This window comes from Chitinophaga jiangningensis (assembly GCF_900142605.1).
GTDB classification, from domain to species: Bacteria; Bacteroidota; Bacteroidia; order Chitinophagales; family Chitinophagaceae; genus Chitinophaga; species Chitinophaga jiangningensis.
Map to the genome: position 1 here is coordinate 700,258 of NZ_FRBL01000002.1, position 14,563 is coordinate 714,820.

At 50.2% G+C, this 14,563-nt stretch carries 2 protein-coding genes; one reads left to right on the plus strand and one right to left on the minus strand.

Features of this window, described 5'->3' with window-relative positions:
• Positions 1–21 precede the first annotated feature (21 nt).
• Positions 22–10,893: a T9SS type B sorting domain-containing protein gene (locus BUB18_RS29315; protein ID WP_073079428.1), complete on the minus strand. Its 10,872-nt coding sequence runs from the start codon at positions 10,891–10,893 to the stop codon at positions 22–24.
• 607 nt (positions 10,894–11,500) lie between these two features.
• Between BUB18_RS29315 and BUB18_RS07310 the strand changes: the two genes are divergently transcribed.
• Positions 11,501–14,554, plus strand: coding sequence for a SusC/RagA family TonB-linked outer membrane protein (locus BUB18_RS07310; RefSeq protein WP_073079429.1), 3,054 nt, complete (start codon positions 11,501–11,503; stop codon positions 14,552–14,554).
• The last annotated feature ends 9 nt before the right edge of the window (positions 14,555–14,563 follow it).

Here is a 14,563-nt window from a genome sequence, read left to right on the forward strand (position 1 = left end):
TTTTTATGCCAATAGTAATCTTTAACGAATCAATTCAATCCAACCTTTGTATTCACGTATACCAGTTGTTGGAGCGTTTAATTTCAGAATATAGAAATAGGTGCCTTCATTGAGGTCATTGCCATTCCACTTGTTATCATAGTCCTTGCTCTGGTATACCTGATTACCCCACCTGTTGTAGATGTATACAGACGATCCAGGGTATCTGCTCAGTCCTGTAATAAACCAGGTATCGTTTTTACCATCTCCATTTGGTGTGATCACATTCGGGATGAAGATGTCTTCCCCGGTGACAGGCACACGTGCTATGGTAAACGTATTATCCGAAAGATCTATGTCTGTTTCATCACCAGTTACGGTAGCCGTGTTACCTACATCCCCACCATTGATCAGTTTAACCGTAAACGTGAGTGTTTCGGTGGTGCCGCTTGGCATTTCCGGAATTGCCCAGATAATGTTGCCAGCGTTTTGATCGAATGTAGCGGCGCCCTTACTTGCGTTGAAGCTCAGCGGCGCGCCCAGCATGCTTTCCAGGTGATCAGTCATGATAACGTTATGGGCTGTATCAGGGCCGTTATTAGTGACGTTAACCGTAAACTCAAGCGTTTGGCCCACCTTCAACGGCAATGCCGTATTAAATAGTTTTGTCACTTTGAGGTTTGCATAACGATCACTGTCTACAATTAACACAGAAGTATCCGGAATTGTTACGTCAGGTGGACCAGTTATTACGGCCACATTTCTGATCTGCCCACTACCGGTTACCGTAGCGTTGTAACTCCAGTTCAGTGTTTCATGTGCGTTCAGCAGGCCGATGTTCCAGGTGAGCACCCCATTGCTGAGCGTAGCGGTGCCACGTGGCGGATTGGTGTAAACAGGATTTCCCAATACGGAGGATGGCGGTAAAGTATCCACCACCACTACCGGGTTCACACCTGCTTCACCGTTATTGGTGGCCGACAGGGTGTAGGTTACCTGATCCCCGATCTTATAAGGTCCTGCCGGACTGATGGATTTATTCACATCCAGTTGTGCCTTTGGAAGTACCCTGGTAACAACAGTCTGGCTCGTATTGTTGGAACTATCTGCATCCGGCATACCGGTAGGGGTATTTACCACGGCAGTATTATTCAGGGTTCCGGGCTGCTGGGCTATGCCAGTGATGCGCAGCACTGCCTGTGCGCCTGCCGGGAATGTCCCCAGTATTGCCCCGGCCGCACCATTGGTGATGCCCACCTGCACATTAGCGGCTCCGCCGGCGGTACTTACCACCGAAATGGCTGGCTGCAGCAGGGCGGTTGGCAGCACATCCTGCACTACTGCACCGTTTGCGTTTGACGGGCCATTATTGGTAACCGTGAGCTGGTAGGTAATCAGCTGATTAACGTATACCTGCGGCGTACCGGTTTTGGTGATGGCCAGGTCGGCGCGACTACCAATGATACTAAACACCGCATTGGATTCCACCGTAGTAGCGGCGGTATGTACACGGGCTATATTCACTACCGTACCAGCGGCGGCATCCTGCCTTACCGTACCTCTGATCACCACTTGTATACTGCTGGAATCCGTTCCCGGAATGGTACCTGTAATGCTTACCTGATTGCCGCTTCCGGTGGCACCGGCAGTAATTGTAGCGCTGCGGCTGGCAGTAGCCGTCCAAGTTACATTGGTGAGCACCGTTGGTATGGAGTCCGAAATATTTGCATTTATTGCAGGACTGAGGCCAGTGTTATTCACCGTTACCACGTAGGTCACCTGGCCGCCTCTCGTCATGGCAGCAGGACCCGTTTTGGTGATATGCAGCTGCTGATCCACCACGATGGTACTGTTTACCGTAGAGGATTTAGGCGTGGCTTCCGGCTCAGATGGTGTTACCGTAGCGGTGTTTACAATATTACCCGTAGCTGATGGATCTACTGTGCCCTGCACGGCAATCACAATATTATTACCTGCGCCGGTTGGTATATTACCATTCAGGGAGATGTTATTGCCGCTACCGTTAGTGGCACCGGTGATGGATGCCCTGCCGTTATAGGTAGCCAGCCACAGTACATTCGTTAAGACAGATGGTACCACATCGGTAATATTCAGGTTCACAGCATCGCTTAAGCTGGTATTGGAAACGGTGATGGTATAGAACACCTGCTGGCCGGCAATAGCCCTGGTAGGTCCTACCTTGGCGATAGTGAGTACCGGCACTGCGGTAACTACCGTTTCCACCAACTGCGAGGAATCTGTTTTACCTGTTTCTGCAGGGGTGATGGTAGCCATATTGCGGATGGTATCCCTGAAGGCAGGGTTTACACTACCATTTACGGTGATGGTAATATTATTACCCGCACCCGGCGGTATATTCACATGCATGGCCACCGTATTACCAGTACCGTTAGCACCATCGATGATGCTGGCAGCACCACCGGCTACGGCGGTCCATGTAACGTTTTGGATAGCTGCCGGCACCATGTCGCGGATCAGCGCATTCTGCGCATTACTTGGGCCTGAGTTCACCGCTGTAATGGTATAACTGATAGGCTGTCCGGATTCTATGGTGGATGGCCCGGATTTCACGATATCCAGTCCGGGGTTCAACACCACCAGCGTATTTACCACGGAAGTATCACCGGTGCCTGTTGGCTCGGACGGTGTTACCCTGCCTACGTTACTGATAGTACCTGCAAATGTGGAATCAATTTTACCAGTGATGCTGATGAGGATACTGCCCTTCGCCCGGATGTTTGCAGTGATGGCCACATTATTACCTGCACCTGTACCGCCGCTTATGATGCTGGTAGCATCTTTGGTCACTACCTGGGAACTCCAGGTAACGCCTGTAAGTGCGGCCGGCACCACATCCGTGATAGAGGCATTCAGCGCATCGCTGATTCCCTGGTTAGTAACGAGCAGCTGGTAACTAATTTGCTGACCTGCATCGGCTACGGCAGGCCCACTCTTACGAATGGTGAGCAGTGGTTTGCTCTCAATCAACGTAACTACTTCCGGAGATACCACCGGTGTATTAACACCATCATCCGGAGGTGTGGCGGTAGCGGTATTTCTGATGGTGCCGGTAGCATTGGCAGCTATTGTTCCGGTAACGGTAACCACTACATCAGCGGTGCCGCCAGCCGGGATATCAGCGTTTACAAGGATTTGTGGCGTAGTTCCGGAACCGCCGCTGTTGATGGTAGCCCCGTTGGATGCTACGGCTGTCCAGCTGAGGTTAGTGAGGCGACTATCTATCGTATCACTGATCACGATTCCGGCGCTGTTGCTCGGACCATTATTAGTAGCCCGGATAGTGTAAGTCATGCTTTCGCCGGCAGTTACCTTAGCCGGGCCGCTCTTATTGATGTCCAATATGGTGAGTCGGCGTACATGCGTAATAAGCGTATCGGTAATTGCCGGTATGCTGGCGTTGCCTGCGGATACCACGTTGGTGATGTCACCGTTAAATGCCGGATCGATAAATCCTGCTACGGCTACCACCGCGAGATTCTGATCTCCCGCAGGGATATCAACAGTAGTATTAACATTGCCGGTACCGGAGAACGGACCGGTAACACTGGCGGCGCCCTGTACCAGCACGTTCCAGGATACATTGGTAATCATTGGCGGAATCACATCGGCGATATTAACGCCGATGGCATCCGAAGGCCCTTCATTACCGATAGTGAGCGTGTAAGCGATGGTGTTACCCGCCACAGCATTTTGCGGACCTCCTTTATTTACCGTAACACCATATTCCTTGGTGATGGTGGTATTGGTTACGCTACCATTATTGGCAGGATTTGCATCTACCAGTACACTTTCCAGTGCGGTAGCAGTATTAATAATGCTGCCTACGGTAGTAGCCCCATCTACGACACCATTGATGCGGAAGGTGATGAAGTTACCGCTGCCGGCAGCAATTTTCGCCGGCAGGTCGATCAGGTTGCCGCTGCTATCGATACGCACACTATCCATGATGGAGGCGTTGCCGGTAGCAATGGCCGTCCATGTAACTTTGGTCACCACTGGCGGAATCACATCCTGTATACGGATGTTATCCGCATTGCGCGGACCACTGTTAAATACCTGTAAGATGAAGTTGACCGCCTGACCTGCTACTACTGTTGAAGGCGCATTTTTCACGATGCGCACATCCACAGAGTTATTCACTGCGGTAACCACGGAAGTTTCTTTATGTGAACCGGCTGTTACGGAGGCGGTGTTGGTGATGGTGGTACCTGCTGTGTTGAGGATGACACCATATATATCTATTACAATTGAGTTATTACCCACCGGAATATCTCCTGTGGTAGAGATACTATTGGTAGCCCCGGAAGTAGCGCCGGTAATGGTAGCAGTACCGGTGCCGGTGGCCGTCCAGTTGTATACGCCAACAGTGGCTGGCACATTATCCACCACCAGAGCATTGGTAATATTACCTGAACCGCCATTAGTAACGACTACCGTATAGTGAATAGTATCCCCGATATTAGCCACCGCAGGGCCAGACTTAGCGATGCGCACCACCGGATCATTATCAATGGAGGCGACCACAGTGCTGGTGTTGTTCGCGGTGATTGGATCTATAATACCTGCTGGTGCAGTTACAGTGGCTGTATTGGTTAATGTGGCGCCATTCGACATTGAAGGGTCAACGACACCATTTATAGTGACGGTTATATAACTGCCATCCGCCGGCATATCTGCTGTAAGGTTTACATTTCCTGAGCCAGTGGTTGGGGAGAGATTTGAGATATTTCCTACAGCGGTGGCTGTCCAGGTAGGATTGAGGATGGTTGCCGGCAACACATCGGATATACTTACCCCTGCTGCATTGGTTGGGCCAAAGTTCTGAATACGCAAACTATACTGGATAGGCTGTCCGACTGCACCACTGGAAGGACCTGATTTCACGATCCGCAGATCCGCTTCGCGTGTAATCGCTGTGGATACTGTAGCCGTATCACCAGAAGGCAGTATGCCTGCCGGATTAAGGACAGCAGCAGTATTCACAAGGGTGGTACCGGTAAAGTTTGGATCTACCGTACCATTTACCACTATCACCACTTTAGCACCCGTGGTATCCGGAATATCTGCGGTAAGCGCAATATTACCGGTACCGGTGTTACCTGCAGTGATTGATGCACCGTTTACTGCCGTGGCTGTCCAGGTAGCATTAAGGATGCCCGCAGGTATCACATCCGTAATGGTAACATTCTTAGCGTTGCTTGGGCCGCTGTTCACCGCTTCGATCGTGTATTGGATCGGGTTACCCGCCGCTACTGTTGGTGGCCCCGCTTTGCTGATTTCCAGTCGTGCCTGTTTGGTCACCGTGGTTTGCACGATGGACCTGGCGGTATCGGCGCCGGCTTCTGCCGGGAATATCCAGGAGGTATTATCTATCGTACCTTCAAAGTCAGGGTTCACCCTTCCTTCTACGAGTACTATCACACCGTTTGCACCACCTACAGGAATATCCGCATTAACATCGATGATATTACCTGTACCGCTGGCGCCGGTGAGCACGGTAGCTTCACCGGAGGCTACTGCACCCCATCTGATAACGGAGACATTTGCCGGTACGGTATCACGGATCATGGCACCGCGTGCATCACTCGGGCCGATGTTAATAGCCCGGAAGCCATAGATGATGTGGCTTCCTGCATATGCGCCTGAAGGTGCTGCTTTGGTAATCAGCAACCCTGGTTTGCGGTTAATGGTAGTAATAACTGTATCCGCATTTACCGGCGGGATGCCTGGCTCTGACGGCGTAGCTACCGCCGTATTAGATATGGATGTAGCAGTGCTTTCACCGGGAATGGTACCGGTTACCACTATATTCACGGCACCACTGTCGGCCGGTACATTGGCTAATACCCGCAGGGCATTCCCTGTGCCGCTATTACCGCTCGTAATGAATGCCGGAGCGGTGGCAGTAGCTGTCCATGTCACATTGGTAAGCTCAGCAGGAATCGCATCAGTAATTTCCGTGTTGGAAGAGTTGGATGGACCCAGGTTGGTAACGGTGAGGTTATACGTAATTGTCTGGCCAGCGTTAGCGATAGCCGGACCGGATTTACGGATACGGATTTTCGGTTCCTGGGTAACGGTAGTAGTTACCGGTTGAGCTCCTGCTGGTGTGGTACCTGGTTCTGCCGGGAAGGCACTGGCACCATTGGTAAATGAACCTGCGAAGGCAGGATTTACCTGGCCTACAATGGTAATCACAATACTATTACCAGTTCCTGCCGGAATATTACCCGCCACACTGAGCGTGTTGCCGGTACCGGTAGCATTGTTGGTTACCTGTGCCGCACCGGTGGCCACTGCCTGCCAGGTTGGATTGAGCACCGGAACAGGTATGTCATCTGTAATCAACAGGTTGTCGGCATTAGACAAACTGGTGTTGGTAACGGTAAGCGTATACACTATTTTTTCACCGGCCGACAAAGTAGCCGGGCCCGATTTGGAAATCGCCACCACCGGGATTTTGCGGATCCTTACAGCTTTGGTGGCACTTACCGGTGGTACCTGCTCTGTTGGCGTGGCGTATACGGTGTTAGTGGTCGACGCTTCCACAGCAGGATTGGTTTTCCCTTTTACCGTAATGGTGATTTTATTAGCGGCACCGGCTGGAATATTAGCGGTAATACGAATGATATTACCGGTACCGCTGCCGCCGGTCAACACTGCTGCTGCCCCCTGTACGCTGGTGGTCCAGGAAGGATTGAGGATGGCAGCAGGAATGGTATCAGTGATCACTGTTCCCAGGGCATTGCTCACGCCCAGGTTAGCTACTTCAATTGTGTAGGTTAAGCTGTCGCCAGCCAGCACCTGGTCCACCGCAGCTTTGGTGACGGAGAGTCGCGGCAGGCGCTGTACCACCGTAACCTTGGTAGCAGTATCTCCTGTGCTGCCAGGTTCTGATGGTGTTACAATGGCATTATTCACCAGGTTACCATTGTAAGAAGCTGAGACGGTTCCTGTAACATTAATGCGGATAGCATTCAGCGTGCCCGCTGCGATATCGCCGGTAACAGTGATATTGTTTCCGGAGCCACTGGCACCAGTGAGTACACTGGCATTACCTGTGGCATTGGCCACCCAGGTAACGTTCTGGATATCTGCCGGCACGGCATCGGCGATGGTAACACCGCGTGCATTACTCGGACCATTGTTGGTGGCAAAGATGGTGTAGGTAATGGTATTACCTGCCTGTATAGTATCCACACCTGTTTTAGTAATAGCCAGGTTGGCCTGTGCTGCAATGATGGTAGTTACCTGATTGGAGTTAACAGGCTGAATACCCACTTCCGAAGGTGTGACCACCGCCGAATTTATGATCGGATTGAGGGTGGTTGGCTGTACATAACTGTTGATCAGTATCCTAACGGTGGCGCCTACATTTAGATTTGCGGTAACAGCTACATTATTTCCTGAACCGGTAGCACCACTAACAATATTTGCCGTACCATCTGCCACAGTTGCTGCCCAGGTTACATTATATAAGGAGGAAGGTACCTGATCGGCAATGTTGGTATTGGTGGAATTACTAGGACCCGTATTGGTTACATCCAGGACATAGGCAACCTGACCGCCTGCCACAGCAGTGGCAGGACCACTTTTCACAGCCGTGAAATTCACATCTTTCAACACCAGGGCATTATCATCGTCCGACACAGGATTTACTCCGGGTTCTGCAGGTGTGGCTGTACCAATATTTGAAAGCCTTCCGCTAAACGATGGATCTACAGTGCCTTTAATATGAATCAGCACGATGTTGGAATTACCTGCAGGTATATCAGCAGTTACGCTTAATGCATTACCGCTGCCGCTAGCACCGGAACTGATGGTGGCTGCGCCCTGTGCCTCCGTAGTCCAGGTGGGATTTAAAATCTGAGCCGGGATGGCGTCCGTAATAACCGTACCCACAGCGTTACTGGGGCCATTATTATTTACCTGGATCACATATTCCACCGGCTTACCTGCTATCAAAACAATATTTCCCACATGGTTTTTCTGAATCAGTAAACCTGGAGAACTACTAATCAGTGTGGTGGTAATGTTGGATGGAATAGGATCCACGTCTTCTGTAAGTGTTGCAATTGCTTCATTGGTGATATGATCCGTAGCATCTGCGGCAACGGTACCATGAATGGAGATATATACTTTACCTGTATCGCCGGCAGGCATGCTGGCAGTTACGCTCACATTATTGCCTGTGCCGGTGGCGCCGGCGCTGATGGTAGCGCGCCCCGTAGCAACGGCAGTCCAGCTGACGTTGGTTACTTTCTGGGAAACAACATCGGAGATAACGGTATTCACGGCATCTCCCAAGCTGAAATTATACACCGTAACGCCGAAAGCAATAGCGTCACCAGCCACAGCAGTTGCCGGGGCCGACTTCACATTACTCAGGTACGGACGACGTACAACCGGCACCGTGATAGTGCTGGTAGCACCATTATCATCCGGCACATCCGGTGATACCGCTACAGCTGTGTTGGTAATATCGCCGTTAAGGGAGGATGACAAATCTCCTTTCACTACAATTACCACACTTGCATTTTGCGTAGGTATATCTGCAGTAATATCAATATTGGTAAGCGTAGAATTATTGGTAACGATCCTCGCCGCACCTGTAGTACTTACATCTACACTGGTAGCGATAAAGGTGGATGGCAACAGGTCAGTAATGCGTACATTGGTTGCATTGCTCGGACCTACATTCGTTACTACTATGTGATAGTCGAAATCCTGACCAGCCAGGTAAGGTCCATTCTGCTGAACGGTTTTTACTATCTGAATATCCGCTTTGCTGATGTAGTTGATCACAACGGTATCCGTGCTTGGCGGGCAAATGCCATTGGCCACGCTCCACACCAGGGTGGCACTACTGTTAGCAGGAATGGTAACTGTGGTATTAGCCGCAGCCGTATTCGCCACGGATGCATTACCACTGATGACTGACCAGCTGCCGGTACCATTTACCGGCGTGTTGGCATTCATGAGAAATGCACCGGTATTAAACTGCGTTTGATCAGGGCCGGCATTGGCAGTAGTAGGTGCAGCCAGGACAGTGATTTGTACCTGGTCAGACTCTTCCGAACACACCTGATTACCGATGGTCCATATGAAGGTATAAGTCCCGGGCACCAGGTTGGAGACGGTGGTATTCGGACTGGCGCTATTGGCAAAACTCACCGTACTGGGGCCTGAGGCTTCCGTCCAGCGACCGGTTCCGTTTACGGGTGTATTACCTTGCAGCGCCAGGCTGGTTACATTACATACAGTAGTGTCGTTACCGGCATTCGGTGCACCCGGCAGCGGCACTATGGTAAGGTTAGTACTTACCGGGTCAGATACACAACCGGTAGTAGTATTGCTAAAGGTAAAGGTAAGCGGATAGGTACCGGGAGCTGTGTTATCAGGAAGAATTACGGTTAACGGTGATGAGCCCAGGATCGCATTTGTTACGGGAGTAAAACCAGGAATAGTACTGGTAATACTATAGCGGTTAGCCGTTCCGGAAGTAATAGCATAACTGATGCTGGCCATGTCCACCTCTTCACAGATAGGGTTAGGTGGCGCCAGGGCACCAATGATTTGTGGTATTACATTGACGGTAAATACCTGCGAAACGCCGGCACCCCGGCAGTCTACAATTATACCAGTTACCCGGTAGTAAGTATTTGCAGTTAACTGGTCAGTAGCCAGCGCAGGACCGGTTTGGCCGGATATGGTAGTCCAGGTATTTCCATCCGGACTTGATTCCCAGATAAATGTTCTGCTGGTAGTAGGTACGTTACTGTTATTACGCGGGGTAACCACCGCGGTGAGTGTGGTACTGGTGTTATAACATATGCTGGATGGGCCGTTGATCGACATGCTGAAATCGACCACATTGAGGGTTACCGGATCAGAAGTTACCCGGCAGTTGGCATTATTGATTTCTGCAGTGCCACCGGCGGCGAGTACCCGATATTCCATGCCTGCCTGCGCATTGGAAACAGGGAAGGTATAGGTATTGTTAGCGCCATTATTGATAATACCGCCAACATTGTTCCAGTCCGCGGTACCCACCTGCCTGTTTTGCAACTGAAAAAAGTAGGAACCATAACTACCTGCAGGCAAACTTACAGACAATTCTGTATCGCCGCCAGCACATACTGTTCCGGCAGCTTGTGTAAAGGTGATAGGAGGACCACAGGCAGCGAAGGCGATATCATCTAAAGCCAGGTCGTTACCCTGGCTGCTGGGCGTATTACTGATAATACGCAGAATCACGGAACTGGTGGTGCTGGGCATCTGGAAGATACCTGCCAGCCGCACCCATGTGCCGGGCGACTGATACGGTACATTTCCCGTGGAAACCTGTGCGATAGGCGCACCGTTTGGGTTATTTGCGTCGAGGATATCGAAGCGGAGGCTGGGATTACTTACGTTTGTCAGCTGGGGGTTGATATTCATAATCCAGGCGGAAAACTCGAAAGTAGTACCCGCACAAAGACCTGTAATAGTGCGTTGGTAGAATTGTCCGGGATTAGCATCCGCGTCTACCACCATCACATAGCCAGTACCCGTTCCCGTAGTATGGTCCGGGCGATCTACGAAGTAAGTATTGTTATAACCACGGGTAGTATTGGAAATGGTATACTGCCCGGGATAAGGCCCTGTAGGCCGGCCGGCAGTACCCGGGCTATAGTAGGTATAATTGGTGATACCATTTGGCAGCGGCGCACCCAGTGTAGGCTTCACAGTGGTACCTGCGTCGCCAAAGGTTTCGAGGAACACCGGATCACCCAGGGAGCCAGTACAGGACTGCGCCATGGATGCATTAACGATACCAAGGAGCAAAGCAAATAGTAATAAGCAAAGTTTGGCCGGGTAGCATTTTTTCATAGAGTTTCTTTTACGGCAGATACATCGTGGTCAACATAGACTAGGTTCCGTTTATTTCAAAGGCTTCCAGGATAAAACAGGCCGTTTCCATCACAGCCACCAATAAGGGGCTTTCCATACATACATCGTTAAATATCAACAGCATTACAACAATGGAACGGAGATAAGGTTCAATAATTCTTCCTGCTATTAGTCCACAAATATTGTGTACTAATAAAAATAGTATTACTTTTGCGACGTTGTAAGGTAAAGGCACTGTACCCATTTACAGCTGGAACGATAGCACATTTTTAGCACCACCCGATAAAATGCGCTATAGCAGGCCTGGTTTCCCCAACATTGATTTATCATTAAAAATTGAAAAGATGTCAACCACTCTATTCACTATCCACTTTATCGGAGCCAGGTGCTGTTCTGTATGTTGTTGTAAGATGTAATTGTCTCCCATTACTATTTTACTGTAATAAATAAATTCTTTTAAGGCGCTGCTGTTAAGCATTCCCGTTGATCTCACGCGCCGAAGGCGCGTGAGATCAACGGGGTATACGATGGCCTTCGGCCATCGTATACCCCGGGATAGACAGCGTGTACAAAACTCATTGCACCCATGAAAAAAATTATACATGGCGGTAATCTGGTATTCACCGGATTATCACTGCTATTGCTATTGCCTGCACTATTGCTGGCACAAGGCACTACTCCCCTTATCAAATCACATTTAAGCGGGATCGTAATAGATGCGAAAACAAGAGAACCCTTACCCGGCGCAGCTGTCAACATCAAAGGCACTACCCACGGTGTAGCCACCGATGCAGAAGGACGTTTCGCTTTTGTAACCGGACAAAAATTTCCGTACACGCTCATCGTTAGTTATATCGGTTACAAAAAAGCAGAAATAATTGCCAATACCGGCAGTATCACCATCGCGCTGGAAAGCGTACAGGCACAGCTAAACGATGTGGTGGTAGTAGGTTACGGCGTACAAAAGAAAAGTGACCTCACAGGCGCCATAGCCAGCGTAGGCAATGCGCAGCTCAAACAGCCCGTGAGCTCCATTGATCAGGCATTGAAAGGCGCGGTATCAGGGGTGCAGGTAACGCAAACTTCCGGCCAGCCCGGTGGTGGCGTGAGCATCCGGATCCGCGGTGGCAGCTCAATACAGGGCGGCAATGAGCCTTTATATGTGATCGATGGTTTTCCTATCTACAACAGCAGCATTACTGCTGGGGTGATCAGTGGTGTACCTGCCAATCCACTCGCCAGCATCAACCCCGCTGACATTGAAAGCATCGACATCCTCAAAGATGCCTCTGCCACTGCCATCTACGGTTCCCGCGGTGCCAACGGGGTAGTGATCATCTCCACCAAAAAAGGTAAAGCCGACAGAAATAATATTGTGTACGAAGGCAGCTACGCTTCGCAAACACTACGTAAAAAAGTGGATGTGCTCAACGCACACGACTTTGCCATTCTCCGCAACGATGCCTTGTATGATACTAATCCTGCCAAAGGGAAATATCAATACCTTTCCCAACAACAGATAGACCAGCTTGGCGCCGGTACTGACTGGCAGGACGCCGCCTTCCGAACGGCAGGTTCGCAAAACCACCAGCTGAGCATCAGCGGCGGTAATGCAAAAACAAGATACCTCCTGTCCGGCAACTACTTTACACAAGATGGTATCATTCGTAATACGGACTTTGATCGCATTTCCTTACGGGCCAACGTAGATGCGAACCCGTTAGATAACCTGAAAATAAGTGCCAGTTTCACCGCCAGTAAATCCGATGCCAACGTGGCGCCTTCCGGGATTATCAATTCACTGCTGATCATGCCTCCTACTGCTACCATTTATGAACCGGATGGGAGTTATACGCTGCGTAATCCCTTTGAGAATATTTTCGCCAACCCCATTGCCACACTCAACGAAACGCAGAATAAATCCACCGCAAACCGTTTACTGGCAACAGGTTTCGCAGAATACAGCATCATCGACGGTTTAAATATTAAAATTCTATTTGGAACAGATGTCAATAACACCGTGGAAAAAAGTTATACGCCTTCCTACATCTACGAAGGTTCACAAACAAAGGGCATTGCAGCGAGAGGCACCTATAACGCTTATTCCTGGCTGAATGAAAATACCATCAGCTACAGCCATGCATTCGGTAAACATCACCTGGATGCACTGGCGGGCTTCACCCAACAGGAATTTAATATGGAGCAGGTAACGGCAGGCTCCCGCCTGTTTGTAACGGACGACCTGAGTTACAACAGTCTCGAAAGCGGCGCCACCATTGACCGCCCCAGCTCCGACGCTTCGGCCTGGGTACTCCACTCCTACCTGGCACGCGTAAACTACAACTACAATAATCGTTACTATTTAACTGCCAGCATCCGCTCTGATGGTTCTTCCCGCTTTGGAAAAGGCAACAAATGGGGCAACTTCCCATCCGCCGCCGCATCGTGGCGGGTGAGTAATGAACCATTTTTCAAGTCATGGTCACGCCGGATCAGCGATCTGAAAATACGCGCCAGCTTTGGTACCACGGGCAACCTGGAAATTGGTGAATACCAGTCTCTCGCCACCTTATATTCCCTGGGATATTTATTTAACGGCAACGTGGTTACCGGCTTCGCCCCCTCCCGTATTCCCAACGACCAACTCGGATGGGAAACCACCTATCAGTACAATGGTGGCATCGACGTAGGGCTGTTCGATAACCGCCTTAACATCTCCCTGGATGCCTATTACAAACGCACTTCCAACCTGCTGCTAAACGTAGAAATACCATGGACTTCCGGCTTTGCCAGCTCACTGCAAAACTTTGGTACCGTAGGCAACAAAGGACTGGAAGTAACGGTGAACAGTAAGAATTTTATCGGCGATTTCAACTGGAACACCGACTTCAATATTTCCTTTAATCGTAACAAGGTGCTCACCATCGGCAACGGCGCATCGTCCTACATCAGCGGCAATTACATCATTAAAGTAGGAGAACCACTGGGTAGCTTTTATGGCAACGTAACGGATGGTATCCTGCAAACGGGAGAAGAAAAAGACAAAGGGAAATATACCGGCAATGCCAGTCCCAAACCGGGCGACAGACTGTATAAAGATATCAGCGGGGACGGTACTTTTACTACCGCCAACGACCGTACGATTATCGGCAATGCACAACCGGATTTTATTTTCGGACTCACGAATAATTTTGCATGGCATGGATTTAATCTCTCCATATTCCTGCAAGGCTCCTATGGTAACCAGATCCTGAATACCAACCGTCAGAACCTGGAACTGTTTACCGGCCAGCAAAACGCTGCGGCTTCCGCACTCGACAGGTGGACGCCTGAACATCCGAGTCAAACCATCCCACGCGCAAAGCTTGACCCGGCGCCGGTTTTCTCCGATCGTTTCATAGAAGATGGTTCTTTCCTTCGTGTGCGTAACGTAACGCTGGGGTATACACTACCGAAAGCTATCTCCGGAAAGATCTCTGCCATCAACCTATATGTAACCGCACAAAACCTGCTTACCTGGACCAGCTATTCGGGCTTTGATCCTGAAATCACCAGTGGCAGCAACGTTTCGCCGGGTACTGATGCCGGCATTTATCCGGTATCCCGCACGCTGAGTGCAGGCGTTCGTGTAACACTTTAATGCTTCAAA

Excerpts from the sequence above, each read along its gene's own strand:
- BUB18_RS29315 (WP_073079428.1), bottom strand. The coding sequence starts at position 10,893 with ATGAAAAAATGCTACCCGGCCAAACTTTGCTTATTACTATTTGCTTTG.
- BUB18_RS07310 (WP_073079429.1), top strand. The coding sequence starts at position 11,501 with ATGAAAAAAATTATACATGGCGGTAATCTGGTATTCACCGGATTATCA.